The sequence below is a fragment of the Mesorhizobium sp. NZP2298 genome (assembly GCF_013170825.1).
In the GTDB taxonomy this organism is placed as follows: Bacteria; Pseudomonadota; Alphaproteobacteria; order Rhizobiales; family Rhizobiaceae; genus Mesorhizobium.
Map to the genome: position 1 here is coordinate 1,385,593 of NZ_CP033365.1, position 17,166 is coordinate 1,402,758.

Here is a 17,166-nt window from a genome sequence, read left to right on the forward strand (position 1 = left end):
CCCAGACGTGCTGTTCTGCTTGGCAAGGGGAGGCGCTCTCCCTATGTTAGGCCCAAGTTTCCTCTCATGATGCTGTCCGTGCGCGGACACCAACGGGACAATTGATGAATCCGAACTATCGCAACCTCGCGCTCTGGGCGATCATAGCGGTCCTGCTCATCGCTCTCTTCAATCTGTTCCAGACGCCGCAGACGCGTGGGGCTTCGAGCGATGTGCCTTATTCGCAGTTCCTGCAGGATGTCGCGGCCGGCCGGGTCAAGACGGTGACCATCGCGGGGGCCCGCATCACCGGCACCTACACCGACAATTCCAGCGGCTTCCAGACCTATTCGCCCGGCGATCCCCAACTGGTGTCGCGGCTGCAGGACAAGAACGTCACCATCAATGCTCGGCCTGAAACCGACGGTTCCAATTCGCTGTTCGGCTACCTGATCTCGTGGCTGCCGATGATTCTCATCCTCGGCGTCTGGATATTCTTCATGCGCCAGATGCAATCCGGATCCGGTCGCGCCATGGGTTTCGGCAAGTCGAAGGCCAAGCTTCTGACGGAGGCGCATGGACGCGTCACCTTCCAGGACGTCGCCGGCGTCGATGAGGCCAAGGAAGATTTGGAAGAGATCGTCGAGTTCCTGCGCGACCCGCAGAAGTTCCAGCGCCTCGGCGGCAAGATTCCGCGCGGCGTGCTGCTGGTCGGCCCTCCCGGCACCGGCAAGACGCTGCTTGCCCGCTCGGTCGCCGGCGAAGCCAACGTGCCGTTCTTCACCATTTCCGGTTCGGACTTCGTCGAGATGTTCGTCGGCGTCGGCGCATCCCGTGTGCGTGACATGTTCGACCAGGCCAAGAAGAATGCGCCCTGCATCATCTTCATCGACGAAATCGATGCCGTCGGCCGCCATCGCGGCGCCGGCCTCGGCGGCGGCAATGACGAACGCGAGCAGACGCTGAACCAGTTGCTGGTCGAGATGGATGGTTTCGAATCCAACGAAAGCATCATCCTGATCGCGGCCACCAACCGTCCCGATGTGCTCGATCCGGCGCTGCTCAGGCCGGGCCGTTTCGACCGTCAGGTGGTTGTGCCGAACCCCGACATCGTCGGCCGCGAGAAGATCCTCAAGGTGCATGTTCGCAACGTTCCGCTGGCGCCCAATGTCGACCTCAAGGTCGTCGCGCGCGGCACGCCGGGCTTCTCCGGTGCCGACCTGATGAACCTGGTCAACGAATCCGCGCTGATGGCGGCGCGGCGCAACAAGCGCCTCGTCACCATGGCCGAGTTCGAGGACGCCAAGGACAAGATCATGATGGGCGCCGAGCGTCGCTCGTCGGCCATGACCCAGGCCGAGAAGGAGCTGACCGCCTATCACGAGGCCGGCCACGCCATCCTGGCGCTCAACGTGCCGTCGGCTGATCCGCTGCACAAGGCCACCATCATCCCGCGTGGCCGCGCGCTCGGGATGGTCATGCAGTTGCCGGAAGGCGACCGCTATTCGATGAGCTACAAGTACATGATCTCGCGCCTCGCCATCATGATGGGGGGCCGCGTCGCCGAGGAGTTCAAGTTCGGCAAGGAGAACATCACCTCGGGCGCTTCCTCGGACATCGAGCAGGCGACCAAGCTGGCGCGCGCCATGGTCACGCGCTGGGGCTTCTCCGACAAGCTCGGCCATGTCGCCTATGGCGACAACCAGGAAGAGGTGTTCCTCGGCCATTCGGTGGCGCGCACGCAGAACATCTCGGAAGAAACCGCTCAGATCATCGACGCCGAGGTGCGCCGTTTGATCGACGAGGCCTATGTCTCGGCCAAATCCATTCTGACCAAGAAGAAGAAGGAATGGATCGCGCTGGCGCAAGGCCTACTCGAATACGAGACGCTGTCTGGCGAAGAGATCAAGCAGCTGATCGCGGGCAACAAGCCCTCGCGCGACCTCGGCGATGACACGCCGCCGAGCCGTGGCTCGGCCGTGCCGAAGTCCGGTGGTCGCCGCAAGAAGGGCCCCGAGCCCGAAGGCGGCATGGAACCTCAGCCGTCGAGCTGAGCAGAACGTTGTTGAGTTTAAGAAAACGCCGCGGCCTTCTCCGCGGCGTTCTCGTTTGTGAAGGCACCGCCGTGGTACGCCGGGACCAAGGCCGGCCAATTGTTGAAGTCGGCGCCGCCCCTCATTGCCCTGCCGGGCATTTCTCCCCGTATAGTGACGGGGAGAAAGTAGCTTGCCGCAACGCTGGCGCTTTTTTGCGGCGCTAGTGATTGGCGAAACTATAGATACGAGCGCCCCTCTCCCCGTCACTATACGGGGAGAGGATGCCGGCAGGCAGGTGAGGGGCAGCGCAAACGCGTGTAGATCGCTCGGCAAAGAAAAAGCCAGCGAACCTTGCGGCTCGTGGGCCTTGTTGAGCTATTGCTGCCGATCAGGTCTTCAGCTTGGCATTGCACAGGCTGTAATAGCCGCCACCCTTCTGGATCCACTTGAGGCCGCTCAACGTTCCGGCATCCTTGTTGCTATGGTAGCCTTGGAGGCAGGTCTTCATTCGCGCCTTGGCGGGTTTTTCGGCCTGAAATTCGGCCGCGAGCGTGGTCGGGAACGTCACGCCAGCCGGCGCTAAGGCGGGTGCGGTCGCCGCGCTGGCTTCCTTTTTCGGCTGTTGTGCCGCTTTGGCCGTGTTCGCCTCGGCACTTCCCGTAGCGGACGTTGCGCATTTATCCTTGCGGAAAGCGTTCCAGTCCATGCCGTTCAGGGTACCGCTTTCCTTGGCGGTCCGATAGGTCTCGCCGCATTCCTTCATCGTCATTGCGTTTCCCGGGATGGCACCCCAGGCAATAAAAGTCGTTGCAGCCAGCGCCGTCAATTTCAAGCCAGACATCAAACCCTCCATATCGAGTACAGATTGAACATCTTTTGTATACTTTTTGTTCTTCTTATGTTCAACTGGAATCTTCTGCCTCACCCAGAAAACCTCCCGCACCCGGCTGCCGGGCGTGGGGCGACCACGCTATCGGTTCAAGGCCTTCGCGGTAGCGGAAGCAGGCCATTGAGCTTTCAACGCAACAAAAAGCCCGCGAACCTTGCGGTTCGCGGGCTTTGTTTTTCAGATGCAGCTATCGATCAGCCCTTCAGCTTGGCATTGCACAGGCTGTAGAAGCCGCCGCCCTTCTGGATCCACTTCAGGCCACCAAGCGCGTTGGCGTCCTTGAGGACATAGTATTGGTCGAGGCAGGTGTGCATGCGGCCCTTTCCCGGGGTCTCGCTGGCATATTTCGCCGAGATCGCGGACGGGAAGGTGACGCCCTTGGGGGCAACCGTCGTCGGCTTGGCCGGCTCCTTGGTGTAGCTTGCCTCGCTCGGAGCAGGCACGCTGTCGTCATCCGAGGCGGCGGCGCCGCATTCGGCCTTGCGGAAGTCGTTCCACTTCTGGCCCTTCAGCGTGTTCGCGGTCTTCGCAGCCTGATACTTGGCGCTGCACTCGGCCATGGTCAGGCCCTTGCCGCCATTGTCGGCGGCAGCCGCGGCGGCCTTGGTGGTTGCCGGCTTGGTGGTGTCGGCGGCGGCGGATGCGCCAGCGGCGCACTCGCTCTTGCGGAAGTCGTTCCACTTCTGGCCGTTCAGAGTGCCGGCGGCCTTGGCCGCCTGGTACTTGGCGCTGCATTCCTTGGCCGTCAGGCCTTTCGCGGCGCTGTTGTCAGCGGCCGCTGCCTTGGCAGCCTTGGCCGGCTTGGTCTCGGCGGCCTTCTTCGTGTCGGCCGGCTTGGTGTCCGTTGTGGCAGCCGCGTCGGTGCCGCACTGCGCCTTGCGGAACTGGTTCCAGGTCGCGCCAGCAAGTGTCCCCGCGTCCTTGGCCGCGTTATATTTCGTGCTGCACTCGGCCATCGTCAGCGCGTTGGCTGGCGCAGCCAGGAACAACGTCGCTACGGCGAGGCCGGTCAGAGTGGCAAATCGGTGGATGAGCATAGCGTTTCTCCGTTGCTGCAGCCCATTATACGTCCCTGCAAATCAATAACGCTCAACGATCGGTTGCGCCAGATGCTAAGTGAGGTATATATCGCCGGAAGCGCGCTCCTCCCGATAAGGTGATGAAATCATTGCCCCTTGCCGGGTTGAAAACAAGATTTTCCGCGTGCACCTGCGCCGAATAGCTCGCAGAACGGTATGTTGCAGTGCTACAGTGCCATGATGTTATGCTGGGGCGTTGTTGCGTGCAGTGCACAACAAGGATTTTCTAAGGATTGGTAACATACAATCACACAATGTGATCATGGCGGACCTCCCAATTGTGGCATGAGACGCCGGCAAAGAACCGTCAGGGAATCTAACTAGCATGGCAGGGAATTACTTCGGCACGGACGGCATTCGCGGACGCGCCAACAAGTTTCCGATGACCGCTGAAATCGCCATGCGTGTCGGCATGGCTGCCGGCCTTTCGTTCCAGCGCGGCAGCCACCGCCATCGTGTCGTTCTCGGCAAGGACACCAGGCTTTCCGGCTACATGATCGAGAATGCCATGGTCGCCGGTCTTTGCGCCGCCGGCATGGATGTGTTCCTGCTCGGCCCGATCCCCACGCCGGCTGTCGCGATGCTGGTGCGTTCACTGCGCGCCGATATCGGTGTCATGATCTCGGCATCGCACAACCCCTATTACGACAACGGCATCAAGCTCTTCGGGCCAGACGGGTACAAACTCTCCGACGAGATCGAAGAGCGCATCGAGAGCATGCTCGACAAGGATATCGAACTCTCACTCGCCGATTCCGACGGGCTTGGCCGGGCCAAGCGCGTCGACGGCGTGCATGACCGCTACATTGAATTCGCCAAGCGCACCTTGCCGCGCTCCATGTCGCTTTCGGGTCTGCGGATTGTCGTCGATTGCGCCAACGGCGCGGCCTACAAGGTGGCGCCCGAGGCGCTGTGGGAGCTTGGCGCCGAAGTCGTGGCCATCAACGTCGAACCCAACGGCTTCAACATCAACAAGGAATGCGGCTCGACCCATCCGGCCGGCCTGCAGAAAAAGGTGCATGAAGTGCGCGCCGATATCGGCATCGCACTCGACGGCGATGCCGACCGGGTCGTCATCGTCGACGAGAATGGCGCGATCGTCGATGGCGACCAGATCATGGCCCTGATCGCCGAGTCCTGGCACCAGAGCGGACGGCTTGCCGGTGGCGGCGTCGTGTCGACGGTGATGTCCAATCTGGGCCTCGAACGCTTCCTCGGCGACATGAAGCTGCAACTGCACCGCACCAAGGTCGGCGACCGCTATGTCGTGGAACATATGCGCGCGCATGGGCTCAATGTCGGCGGTGAACAGTCGGGCCACATCGTGCTGTCGGATTTCTCGACCACCGGTGACGGCCTCGTATCGGCGCTGCAGGTGCTGGCCTGCATCAAGCGCCAGGGCCGTCCGGTCAGCGAACTGTCGAAGAAGTTCGAGCCGGTGCCGCAACTCTTGAAGAATGTCCGTATCGCCGGCGGCAAGCCGCTCGAGGAGGCTCCGGTCAAGGCCGCGATCGAGGATGCACGCAACCGTCTCGGCAAGGCCGGGCGGCTGGTCATCCGTCCGTCCGGCACCGAGCCGCTGATCCGGGTCATGGCCGAGGGCGACGATCCGCAGTTGGTCGAGGCGGTCGTCAACGACATCGTCGAAGTCATATCGGAAACCCGCAGCGCCGCCTGATTTCCGGCGCCCCCGCAGGGCGCCATAGTCGCTTCGGCTACATCCAGGCCCGCCCTTCCGGCGGGCTTTTTTGTTGGGCGGAGTGGTGCCGGTCTCCGGTTGTCGAAATTTGCTTCTGAATCCCTTGGATTTTAGCGATTCGTGGTTAATCGACAGGGTTAAACGCGTTTTAACTTTTCCAATTCATTATCCACGCTTGAAAGCCAATCTCATTCGGACACGATCGCCGTTCCGAGGTTCCTAGGGGTGACAAGCATGTTCAATACAGCAAGAAAGACACTGCTCGCGCTGCTGTTTGCGGGCTCGGCCGGACCAGTGTTCGCAGCCGACCTGCCAGAGCCGCAGGTCGAAGAAGCGCCGCCGCAGGCTGTCTACGAGCAGCCGGCAGAGGTCGGCGGCTGGTATATCCGTGGAGATCTCGACTACCACAAGTCTGATGTGCGCGGCATCGACTACACTACCTACACCGTAGATCCCATCACCACCATCATCACGCCTGGCGACCGGAGTTTTGATTTCGGCAAGCTCAAGGGCAGTTTCTCGCTCGGAGCCGGCGTCGGCTACAAGATCAATGATCATCTGCGCGCGGATGTGACCGCCGACTACTGGTTCAAGTCTGACTTCAATGGCGGTACTTCGGATCTCCTGACGACATCGACCGAGGTGTCGAAGATGAGCGCCCTGCTGCTGTTGGCCAATGCCTATGTCGATATCGGCACCTGGCATGGCATCACGCCCTATGTCGGCGCTGGTATCGGTGGCGCGCGCGTCAAGTGGGATACCGTCTACGACCCGAATACCACCGAGACCAATCCCGGAGCATCCAACTGGCGCTTCGCTTACGCTCTGATGGCCGGTGCTTCCTACTGCCTGACCGACAAGGTCATCCTCGATGCAGGTTACCGCTTCTCCCATATCCAGGGCGGCCGCATGTTCGAATGGGATGCGAGCAGCTCCGGTCCTGGCTACGACCGCGGCTTCAACACCCACGAGGTGCGAGGCGGCCTGCGCTATCAGTTCGGCGGCAACAATGGGTGCAGTGCACCGGTGGTTGCCTACCAGCCCGAACCTGAGCCGATCTACACCAAGTAAGAAATCCACTGCCTCGAGTATACGCGAACCGCCCGGCCTGGCCGGGCGGTTTTCGTTTGAGCTGCCGCCAATGAGGTGCCCAGGCAGGAGGACAATTTAGGGCGTCATGCATTAGCGAGAATGAATTCGCTAACGCTCTGTTAGCCTTAACCGCGACTTAACCACTATGGTTAACAATGCTCCTTGAAACGATGGCTGCCGCTGTGATTGCAAGCGTCGCCAAATCCGGGAGTCGGGGACCATGACACTCACATCGCGTATCGTGCTGGCGCTTGCCGGATTCGGGTTTTTGCCGCTGACGCCAGCATTGGCCGCCGACTATGATCCGCCGATCTATGTCGACCAGGCGCCCGACTATGTACCGGTCGAGGTCGGCTCGGGCTGGTATCTGCGCGGCGATGTCTCGTACCTGGTGCAGAAGAGCTTCAAGAACGATGATTTCGCCTTCACGCCGGCGAGCTTCAGTGAAAAGGACGATCCGATCTTTGCGAGCATCGGCTTCGGCTACCATTTCAACGACTATCTGCGTGCCGATCTCAATCTCGGCTATCTGCCCGGCAACAAGATTGGCGTCGGCTATGACGATTCGGGGACCACGGCAGCTTACACTCAGGCGTCGGCCGCCCTGAAGAATTATGCGTACTCGCTCATGCTCAATGGCTATGTCGACCTTGGCACCTATGTCGGGATTACGCCCTATGTGGGCGGCGGCGTCGGTATCGTGCAGAGCACGAGCAAGCTTTCGGCGAGCTATTTCACCAACAATAGCGATCCTACCGACGATTTCGTCCAGAGCGATGACAGGACGAAATATTCCCTCGCCTATACGCTGAATGCGGGCCTTGCCTACCAGGTGACGAAGAACGTTTCCGTCGATCTGGGCTATCAGTATTTCTCCGCCCCGAATGCCGAGTATGTGACGGCCGAAAGCCTGACCTCCTATCCGATCAAAAAGGGGATCAGCAATCACCAGGTCAAGCTCGGGCTGCGCTACGATCTCTGGTAGGCCCGGGATAGATCAGCATTTTGGCGGCGGATCCCCGTGGTCCGCCGTTTGCGTTTGAAATCACGCAATCCTGATCGCTGATCGCCGGTATCCCGGCAGCGACAAAAACTTTCCTCTTGACGCCCGAAGCCTGAACGCATATCGCCGTCCGTGGGCCACCCCTCCCCAACGAGGGGCCACTATCTGGAAGGATAGACCACGATGACGACGCATACGAAGCCCGGACTCCGTCCGGCAAACCCCAATTTCTCCTCAGGTCCCTGCGCAAAACGTCCCGGCTGGTCAGTCGAGGCGCTCAAAAACGCCGCGCTCGGCCGCTCCCACCGCGCCAAGATCGGCAAGACCAAGCTCGAACAGGCGATCGAGCTGACGCGCGAAATCCTCCAGGTCCCGGCGGACTACCGCATCGGCATCGTGCCGGCGTCCGACACCGGTGCGGTCGAGATGGCACTGTGGTCGCTGCTCGGCGAGCGCGGCGTCGACATGGTCGCCTGGGAAAGCTTTGGTTCCGGCTGGGTCACCGACGTGGTCAAGCAGTTGAAGCTGCCCGACGTGCGCAAGCTCGAGGCCGGCTACGGCGAATTGCCGGATCTCACCAAGATCGACTTCGACCGCGACGTGGTCTTCACCTGGAACGGCACGACGTCGGGCGTGCGCGTGCCGAACGGCGATTTCATTCCCGCCGATCGCAAGGGCCTGACCATTTGCGACGCGACTTCGGCCGCCTTCGCGCAGAGGCTCGATTTCGAAAAGCTCGATGTCGTCACCTTCTCCTGGCAGAAGGTGCTGGGCGGCGAGGGTGCGCATGGCATGCTGATCCTGTCGCCACGTGCGGTTGCGCGACTGGAGAGCTACAAGCCCTCATGGCCGCTGCCGAAAATCTTCCGCCTGACCTCGGGCGGCAAGCTGATCGAAGGCATTTTCAAGGGCGAGACCATCAACACGCCGTCGATGCTGTGCGTCGAGGACTATCTCGACGCACTCCTCTGGGCGAAGTCGATCGGCGGTCTTGATGCCCTGGTCGCAAGGGCGGATGCCAATGCGGCGGTTCTCGATGGCTTTGTCGGCAAATCGTCCTGGCTGGGCCATCTCGCCGCCCTGCCGGCGACGCGGTCGAATACTTCGGTCTGCCTGTCCTTCACCGATCCGGATATCGCGGCGCTCGACGCCGACGGACAGGCGGCTTTCGCCAAGGGTCTTGTCTCAGTGCTCGACAAGGAAGGGGTCGCCTACGACATCGGCTCCTACCGCGACGCGCCTCCTGGCCTTCGCATCTGGTGTGGCGCGACCGTCGAGACCTCCGATCTCGAAGCGCTGCTGCCATGGCTCGACTGGGCCTTCGCGGCACAGAAGGCTTCGCTGAAAGCGGCTGCCTGAGATTTCCGTGGCGGCCCGCGGGCCGCCCATTCCCGGATCAATCCCATTTTTCAAGGAGGTCGCCATGGCGCCCCGTGTTCTCGTCTCTGACAAACTCTCTCCCACCGCCGTGCAGATATTCAAGGATCGCGGCGTCGAGGTCGACTACCTGCCCGATCTCGGCAAGGACAAGGAAAAGCTGCTCGAGGTTATCGGCCAGTATGACGGCCTCGCGATCCGCTCGGCGACCAAGGTCACCGAAAAGCTGATCAACGCCGCCACCAGGCTCAAGGTCATCGGACGCGCCGGCATCGGCGTCGACAATGTCGATATCCCGGCGGCGAGCCGCAAGGGTATCATCGTGATGAACACGCCCTTCGGCAATTCGATCACGACGGCCGAACACGCCGTGGCGATGATCTTCGCGCTCGCCCGACAGATCCCGGAAGCCAACGCCTCGACCCATGCCGGCAAGTGGGAGAAGAACCGCTTCATGGGCGTCGAGATCACCGGCAAGACGCTGGGCGTCATCGGCTGCGGCAACATCGGGTCGATCGTCGCCACGCGTGGCGTCGGCTTGAAGATGCATGTCGTTGCCTTCGACCCGTTCCTCTCGGACAAGCGCGCCGAGGAACTCGGCGTCGACAAGGTGGAACTCGACGAACTCTTCGCCCGCGCGGACTTCATCACGTTGCACACGCCGCTGACCGACAAGACGCGCAACATCATCGATGCCGGGGCAATCGCCAAGATGAAGAACGGCGTGCGCATCATCAATTGCGCCCGCGGCGGACTGGTCGTCGAGGCCGATCTGATCGCGGCGCTGAAGAGCGGCAAGGTGGCGGGCGCCGGCATCGACGTGTTCGAGGTCGAACCGGCAGAGCAGAACCCCCTGTTCGGCATGGAAAACGTGGTGGCCACGCCGCATCTCGGTGCCTCGACGGCGGAAGCGCAGGAGAACGTCGCGCTGCAGGTCGCCGAACAGATGTCGGATTACCTGATCAAGGGCGCCGTCTCCAATGCCATCAACATGCCTTCGATCACGGCGGAAGAAGCGCCGCGGCTGAAGCCGTTCGTCAAGCTCGCCGAAGTGCTCGGCGCCTTTGTCGGCCAGGTCACCGAGGATCCGATCAAGGAGGTCGAGATCCTGTTCGACGGCTCGACCGCGACGATGAACACGCGCGCACTGATCAGTGCCGCCCTTGCCGGGCTGATCCGGCCGCAGGTCGCCGACGTCAACATGGTTTCAGCGCCGATCATGGTGAAGGAGCGCGGCATCATCGTCGCCGAGGTCAAGCGGGACAAGTCGGGCGTATTCGACGGGTACATCAAGCTCACCGTCAAGACCGAGCACATGACGCGCTCGATCGCCGGCACCTGCTTCTCCGACGGCAAGCCGCGCTTCATCCAGATCAAGGGCATCAACCTCGACGCCGAGGTCGGCCAGCACATGCTCTACACGACCAATGCCGACGCGCCAGGCATCATCGGCCTGCTCGGCACGGTGTGTGGCGAGAATGGCGTCAACATCGCCAACTTCCAGCTTGGCCGTAACCGGCCGGGCGGCGACGCCATCGCGCTGCTCTATCTCGATGCGCCGTTCCCGGAGAAGGTGCTGGAGCAGGTGCGGGCGCACAAGTCGATCGACTCGGCCAAGCGGCTGCAGTTCGACGTGGGCGGGATCTGACCCCCGCCTTTCCCAGAGATCGGAAGGCGCGGCCTATGTCGCGCCTTCTTGCTGCTCGGCACGCCTTGGCGGCGGGATCATCGCCATCTTGCGCCCGCTGTATTCGGCAAGCGCGATGCCGCCCAGCACGAGGACCAGCGCCAGTGCCTGATAGAGCTGAAACGTCTCGCCGACGATCAGCACCGAAAGCAGCGTGCCGAAGATCGGCACCAGGTTGATGAACAGGCCGGCGCGGTTGGCGCCGATCAACTCGTTGCCCCTGATGTAGGTTACCTGCGAAATGACCGAGGCGCCGATCGCGGTATAGACGATCACGGTCCAGCCGCGCGCGTCGGGCACGATGGCCTTGCCGGCGGCGACCTCCCACAGGAGGAAGGGCAGAGAGGTGACGAGCGCGGCGACCGACATGGCCAACATCAGGCTCTGCCAGTGCATCACCGGTTTCAGCCGCAAGCCGACCGTATAGCCGCTGTAGAGGACGACCGCGACCAGCATGATGGCGTCGCCGAAATTGAGTTCCAGCGTCAGCAGTCGGCGCGGGTCGCCGTGGCAGGCGGTCAGGATCACGCCGGCAATGGTCAGCACGACGCCGGCAATCTGCGCCCAACTCACACGCAGGCGGAAGAAGATGAAGTTGGCGACGATGATCAGCACCGGCATCGCCGCCTGTTCGATCGAGACGTTGATGGCTGTCGTGTAGTTGAGCGCCGTATAGAAGATGGTGTTGAACAGGGTGAAGCCGCTGGCCCCAAGTGCCACCAGCACGAACCAGTGCCGGCGCACCACCGGCCAATCCTGCTGGATCGTGCGCCAGCCGATCGGCAGCAGGATCGCGACCGCCAGCACCCAGCGCAGGAAGACCAACGTCATCGGCGAGACATGATCGACCGCCAGCTTGCCTGCCACCGAATTGCCTCCCCACAGCAAGGTGGTGAGCAGCAGGAATATGTAGGCGCTTCGATGCATCGCGGGATTCCAGCTGCGGCGGGCGCGCCGGGGTGTTTGCCGGCCTACTGCGCCGGCGAGCCCAAGTAAATGATGTCAAAGCCGAAAATTGTTGTGCCTCAGGGCATTTTCGGCGGCAAAGAAAGGTCGCACTCGCGAGGTCTTGACGCTATAGAGGCCTGTCGTTTCGAACCATATCCAGGCCGCTCGGCGGCATCTCAAGGGAAAAGAAACATGGCCAATGTGGTGGTCGTCGGCTCGCAGTGGGGTGACGAAGGCAAGGGCAAGATCGTCGACTGGCTGTCGGAGCGCGCCGATGTCGTGGTGCGTTTCCAGGGTGGCCACAATGCCGGCCACACGCTGGTCGTCGACGGCAAGGTCTACAAACTGTCGCTGTTGCCGTCCGGTGTCGTGCGGCAGGGCAAGCTGTCCATCATCGGCAATGGCGTGGTCTTCGACCCGCATGCTTTCGTGGCCGAAGTGGCGAAACTCAAGGCGCAGGGCGTCGAAGTGACGCCAGATCGCCTGAAAATAGCCGAAAACACAGCGCTTATCCTGTCGGTGCACCGGGAGCTGGACGGATTCCGCGAGGACGCCGCCTCAAATTCCGGAACGAAGATTGGCACGACCCGCCGGGGTATCGGTCCGGCCTATGAGGACAAGGTGGGTCGGCGCGCGGTGCGGGTGATGGATCTGGCGGATTTGGACACGCTTCCCCTGAAGGTCGACAGGTTGCTGACGCATCACAATGCGCTGCGCCGTGGGCTTGGCCACGCGGAAGTCACGCATGACGCGATCATGGCGGAGTTGACGTCGGTCGCGGATGAGATCCTGCCCTATATGGACCGTGTCTGGAAAATCCTCGACGACAAGCGCCGCGCCGGCGAGCGCATCCTGTTCGAGGGCGCGCAAGGCACGCTGCTCGATATCGATCACGGCACTTATCCCTTCGTCACCTCATCCAACACGGTGGCCGGACAGGCCGCCGCCGGCTCCGGTGTCGGTCCGGGCGCCATCGGCTACGTGCTCGGCATCACCAAGGCCTACACGACGCGCGTTGGCGAAGGTCCGTTCCCAACCGAACAGAAGAACGAGATCGGCGAATTCCTCGGCACGCGCGGTCATGAGTTCGGCGTCGTCACCGGGCGCAAGCGCCGCTGCGGCTGGTTCGACGCGGTGCTGGTGCGCCAGGCCGTCGCCGTCAACGGCATCAAGGGCATCGCGCTGACCAAGCTCGACGTGCTCGATGGGCTGGACGAGATCAAGGTCTGCACCGGCTACCGTCTCGATGGCGAGACGATCGACTACCTGCCGGCGAGCCAGGGCGCGCAGGCCCGTGTCGAGCCGGTCTACGAGACGCTGGAGGGGTGGAAAGGCACCACTGCCGGCGCGCGCAGCTGGAACGACCTGCCGGCCCAGGCGGTCAAATATGTCCGCTACATCGAGGAGTTGATCGGCGCGCCGGTAGCACTCCTCTCCACCAGCCCGGAACGGGATGACACGATACTTGTGACCGATCCGTTTCAAGACTAGTTTCTGAAGCCTTTCCGGGCATCGCGGCTGATTTGCGGGGGCCGGCGCGGGCGCAAAATACAGGTCGACTGAAGCATGGCAGATTTCGTTGCTATTCTGAAAAAGGCGCTCGACAAGCACGGCGACGAGACGCCCGAGAAGCGTACGCGCATCTATGACAGCGTTCGAACCATGCTGGCGAAGAAGCTTGCGGAATATTCGCCGCCGCCGGCTCCCGAAGCCATAAACACGCAGAAGCGCTCGCTGGAAGACGCCATCGTGGTCGTCGAGCGGGACTATGCCAAGAGCGTGCCGGAAACAGACCCGCTCGCCGAGCTGGAGCACATTTTTTCCTCCATCGACCGCAACAAGAACCAGCCGAGCCACACGCGCCAGCCGGCGAAGGCCGAGCCGGCGTGGCCGACGCCGCCAGCCGCCAAGCCGGAACCCTACCGGCCGGCGCCACCGCCCGCCGCCAAGGCCGAGCCGAGCTGGCAGAAGCCCACGCCGGTGCAACCGGCGGCTCCGAACCTTGCCGACCATGCCTTGCCGGGCATGGATGCGGACCAGGACGATGACCGGGCCGATGTCTTCCCGAATGACGAAGAGCCGGAGGCGGCCGATACATTCCAGCGCTTGCGTCCGGCCGAACGCAAGCGCAGCTATGGCGGGCTGATCGCCGCCGTTGCCGCCTTGCTGGTCGTTGCCGGCGGCGGCTATGGCATCTGGCTGAACAAGGACGCCTTCAGCAGGATGCTGGGCCTGGACGGCGGCAAGGTTGTTGCCAAGACCGAGCCGGTGAAACCGGCGCCGGCCAAGCCGGCTACCGACGCTCCGGCGACGCCACCGGTGCCGGCAGCCGGCGCCGAAGGAACCAAATTCACGCAGCGCCTGACGCCTGAAGGCGGCGAAACCGATCCCGGCCCGGCCGGGGGACAAAGCGGCATAGGCGAGGGTGAATCCGTCGCCGCGCTGACGACGCCACCTTCGGCGACCAACGCCCCGGCCACTCCGCCACCAGTCACCGGCGCGCCTGCCGCGACCACGCCTGCGCCGGGTGCCGCACCCGCGACACCGCCCGCCAACGGAACCGCACCCGCGGCACCGGCCGATGCCGCCGCCACACCGTCGCCCGCGCCGGCGGGCGCCTCGCCCGCGGCGCCGGCGGCCGCTCCGGCGACGGAAGCTTCGGTGCCGGTTGGCCAGAAGGCGATCTTCTATGAGGAGCGCACCAGCACGGCACAGGGGTCGGCCGAGCCCGGCAGCATCGTCTGGTCCCTGGTGCAGGAATCGCCAGGTGGCGACCTGCCGCCCGAGCCGGCGATCCGTGCCGAGGCGACCATCCCCGGCAAGGATATCCAGTTGCGCATGACCATCCGCCGCAACACCGACCAGACGCTGCCGGCCAGCCATATCATCGAGATGATCTTTCTGACGCCCGACGGTTTCGAAGGCGGCGGTGTCGACAACATCCTGCGCGTCGCCATGAAGAGCTCCGAACAGGATGCCGGCAGCCCACTGATCGGCATTCCGGCCAAGATCGCCGACGGCTTCTTCCTCGTCGCGCTCAACGACACCAAGGCCGACGAGGACGCCAACATGACCCTGTTGCGCGGCCAGGACTGGATCGACGTACCGGTGGTCTACAAGACCGGACGGCGGGCGCTGCTGACCATGGAAAAAGGTATTCCCGGCGAGAAGGTGTTCGACGAGGCGATCAAGGCCTGGCAGGCGAAGACGGCAGGCTGAGAGAGCGGCCGTTTCAAGAGCAGTATGGCTATAGTCACGGGGTCAAAACGGCCGATACTTGGCTAAGGGCAGTCCGTTGCGCCTGACATAATCGTTCCAGCCTTCGATGGCTTGCTTGTTCTCTTCCTGCCATCGGCGCGTCTTTTCCGCTGCAATCACCTTGGCGATACCGGTCTCCGCGGCACGAGAGATGTCGATGCCTAATCCCTTGGCGTCTTCGAGCAGCTGCAAGCTGATCGATATCTTGACGGATTTTCGCTGAAGTTTGCGTTTCGATTGAAGCATGGGGTTGCCCTCTATGCGTCCAACATAGACGCATAACCTCGCAGGCACCCAACTACCCCTCCATCTCCTCGCGCAGCATCTCCAGCTCCAGCCATTCTTCCTCGAGCGCGGCCAGCGTCGCGCGTTCCTTGTCGAGGGCGGCGATGGTCTTCTGGAACGAGGCCGGATCGCGCTCGTAATAGGCCGGGTCGGCGATGTTGTTCTCCAGCCGCGAGATCGATGCGGTCACCGCCTCGATTTTCTTCGGGAGCGATTCCAGGGCGAATTTCTGCTTGAACGACAGTTTTTTCGCGGGCCCTTTTGGGGCTGCCGGTTCGCTTTTGCCTGCCGCTGGCGCATCGGCGGCTTCCGCCTTGGCACGCGCCTTGCGGTCGTCGAGCCTGGTGCCGCCGCGCTGCGCCAGCATGTCGGAATAGCCGCCGGCATATTCGACCCAGCGGCCGCCGCCGTCCGGCGCGATGATGCTGGTCACGGTGCGGTCGAGGAAATCACGGTCGTGGCTGACCAGGATGACGGTGCCGGCAAAACCAGCGACCAGTTCCTGCAGCAGTTCCAGCGTCTCCATGTCGAGATCGTTGGTCGGCTCATCGAGCACCAGCAGGTTTGCCGGCCGCGCCAGCACGCGCGCCAGGATCAGCCGCGCCCGCTCGCCGCCGGACAGTTCGCGCACCGGCGTGCGCGCCTGCTCCGGCTTGAACAGGAAATCCTTCATGTAGGAGACGACATGGCGCTGCTCGCCGTTGATGACGAGGTTCTCGCCGCGCCCGTCGGTGAGGTATTGCGCCAGCGTCTCCTGCGGGTCGACCGCCTCGCGCTTCTGGTCGAGCGTGGCGATTTCCAGATTGGTGCCGAGACGCACCGAGCCGGCATCCGGCGCCAATTCGCCGGTCAGCATCTTCAACAACGTCGTCTTGCCAGCGCCGTTCGGCCCGACGAGGCCAACACGGTCGCCACGCTGGATGCGGGTCGAGAACCCCTTGACCACGGTAAGGTCGCCAAAGCTCTTCTCGATGTTCTTCGCCTCGATCACCAGCTTGCCGGATTCGGCGGCATCGCTCGCCACCATGGTAGCGTTGCCTTCGGCGCCGCGATGGCCGCGGAAGCGCTGGCGCATGGTCTGCAGCTCGCCGAGGCGGCGCATGTTGCGCTTGCGCCGCGCCGTCACGCCATAGCGCAGCCAATGCTCCTCGCGCACGATCTGGCGGCCAAGCTTGTGTTGCTCGCGCTCTTCCTCCTCCAGGATGAGATCGCGCCATTCCTCGAAATGGCCGAAACCCTTGTCCAGCCTGCGGGTCTGGCCACGGTCGAGCCAGACAGTGGCGCGCGACACGCGTTCGAGAAAGCGGCGGTCGTGCGAGATGACGATGAGCGCCGAAGAGGTGCGGACGAGCTCTTCTTCGAGCCATTCGATGACCGACAGGTCAAGATGGTTGGTCGGCTCGTCAAGCAGCAGAATGTCGGGTTCCGGCGCCATGACGCGGGCCAGGGCGGCGCGCCTGGCCTCGCCACCTGAGAGATCGCCCGGCCGCTCTTCGCCCGACAAGCCAAGATGCTCCATCAGATAGGAGGCGCGGTACGGATCGTCGGCGGGCCCGAGCCCCGCCTCGACATAGGCGCGCACGGTGGCGAAACCTTCCATGTCGGGCATCTGCGGCAGATAGCGGACGGTCGCGGAAGGTTGGCGGAAGACTTCGCCGTCCTGCGGCTCGATCAGGCCGGCGGCGATCTTCAGCAGCGTCGACTTGCCGGAGCCATTGCGGCCGACCAGCGCGATCTTGTCGCCGGCCGAAGCGGTCAAGGCGGCGCCGTCGAGCAGCGGCGTGCCGCCGAAGGTCAGTTTTATCCCATCGAGATTGAGAAGAGGCGGGGCCAT

13 protein-coding genes are annotated in these 17,166 nt (G+C 63.0%); 8 read left to right on the plus strand and 5 right to left on the minus strand.

Features of this window, described 5'->3' with window-relative positions; all coding sequences use genetic code 11:
* Positions 1-104: 104 nt before the first annotated feature.
* Positions 105-2,033, plus strand: a complete 1,929-nt coding sequence (ftsH, locus tag EB231_RS06705) for an ATP-dependent zinc metalloprotease FtsH (RefSeq protein ID WP_172348136.1) — start codon at positions 105-107, stop codon at positions 2,031-2,033.
* 370 nt (positions 2,034-2,403) lie between these two features.
* On the opposite strand, the gene EB231_RS06710 is transcribed toward ftsH, so the two are convergent.
* Together EB231_RS06710 and EB231_RS06715 are read right to left on the minus strand one after the other, a co-directional pair.
* Positions 2,404-2,856 (minus strand): hypothetical protein, encoded by a 453-nt coding sequence (locus EB231_RS06710; protein ID WP_172352829.1) that lies wholly within the window; start codon positions 2,854-2,856, stop codon positions 2,404-2,406.
* Between the two features lie 242 nt (positions 2,857-3,098).
* A complete protein-coding gene (locus tag EB231_RS06715; RefSeq protein ID WP_172348137.1) occupies positions 3,099-3,941 on the minus strand; it encodes a hypothetical protein in 843 nt (280 codons plus the stop codon).
* A 367-nt stretch (positions 3,942-4,308) separates the two neighbouring features.
* On the opposite strand from EB231_RS06715, the gene glmM reads away from it, so the two are divergent.
* From glmM to serA, 5 genes are all read left to right on the plus strand, one after another.
* Positions 4,309-5,661: a phosphoglucosamine mutase gene (glmM, locus tag EB231_RS06720; protein WP_056575467.1), complete on the plus strand. Its 1,353-nt coding sequence runs from the start codon at positions 4,309-4,311 to the stop codon at positions 5,659-5,661.
* A 255-nt stretch (positions 5,662-5,916) separates the two neighbouring features.
* Positions 5,917-6,753 (plus strand): outer membrane protein, encoded by an 837-nt coding sequence (locus EB231_RS06725; RefSeq protein WP_172348138.1) that lies wholly within the window; start codon positions 5,917-5,919, stop codon positions 6,751-6,753.
* Positions 6,754-6,994: 241 nt separating this feature from the next.
* Positions 6,995-7,759, plus strand: a complete 765-nt coding sequence (locus tag EB231_RS06730; RefSeq protein WP_172348139.1) for an outer membrane protein — start codon at positions 6,995-6,997, stop codon at positions 7,757-7,759.
* 201 nt (positions 7,760-7,960) lie between these two features.
* The gene (locus EB231_RS06735) at positions 7,961-9,136 is read left to right on the plus strand and encodes a phosphoserine transaminase (protein ID WP_172348140.1); all 1,176 of its coding nucleotides are present in this window, start codon (positions 7,961-7,963) and stop codon (positions 9,134-9,136) included.
* A 64-nt stretch (positions 9,137-9,200) separates the two neighbouring features.
* Positions 9,201-10,802 carry a phosphoglycerate dehydrogenase gene (gene serA / locus EB231_RS06740; RefSeq protein ID WP_172348141.1) on the plus strand — a complete coding sequence of 534 codons (1,602 nt, stop codon included), beginning with the start codon at positions 9,201-9,203 and terminating at the stop codon, positions 10,800-10,802.
* Between the two features lie 33 nt (positions 10,803-10,835).
* Here serA and EB231_RS06745 read toward each other — a convergent pair whose 3' ends face one another.
* Positions 10,836-11,768 carry a DMT family transporter gene (locus EB231_RS06745; RefSeq protein ID WP_172348142.1) on the minus strand — a complete coding sequence of 311 codons (933 nt, stop codon included), beginning with the start codon at positions 11,766-11,768 and terminating at the stop codon, positions 10,836-10,838.
* 213 nt (positions 11,769-11,981) lie between these two features.
* Here EB231_RS06745 and EB231_RS06750 point away from each other — a divergent pair, with 213 nt between their 5' ends.
* Positions 11,982-13,280, plus strand: coding sequence for an adenylosuccinate synthase (locus tag EB231_RS06750; protein WP_172348143.1), 1,299 nt, complete (start codon positions 11,982-11,984; stop codon positions 13,278-13,280).
* Between the two features lie 75 nt (positions 13,281-13,355).
* Complete coding sequence (locus EB231_RS06755; RefSeq protein WP_172348144.1) at positions 13,356-15,008, plus strand: hypothetical protein; 1,653 nt, start codon at positions 13,356-13,358, stop codon at positions 15,006-15,008.
* A gap of 42 nt (positions 15,009-15,050) precedes the next feature.
* On the opposite strand, the gene EB231_RS06760 is transcribed toward EB231_RS06755, so the two are convergent.
* Positions 15,051-15,239 (minus strand): type II toxin-antitoxin system CcdA family antitoxin, encoded by a 189-nt coding sequence (locus EB231_RS06760; protein ID WP_246740889.1) that lies wholly within the window; start codon positions 15,237-15,239, stop codon positions 15,051-15,053.
* A 106-nt stretch (positions 15,240-15,345) separates the two neighbouring features.
* A complete protein-coding gene (locus EB231_RS06765) occupies positions 15,346-17,166 on the minus strand; it encodes an ABC-F family ATP-binding cassette domain-containing protein (protein ID WP_172348145.1) in 1,821 nt (606 codons plus the stop codon).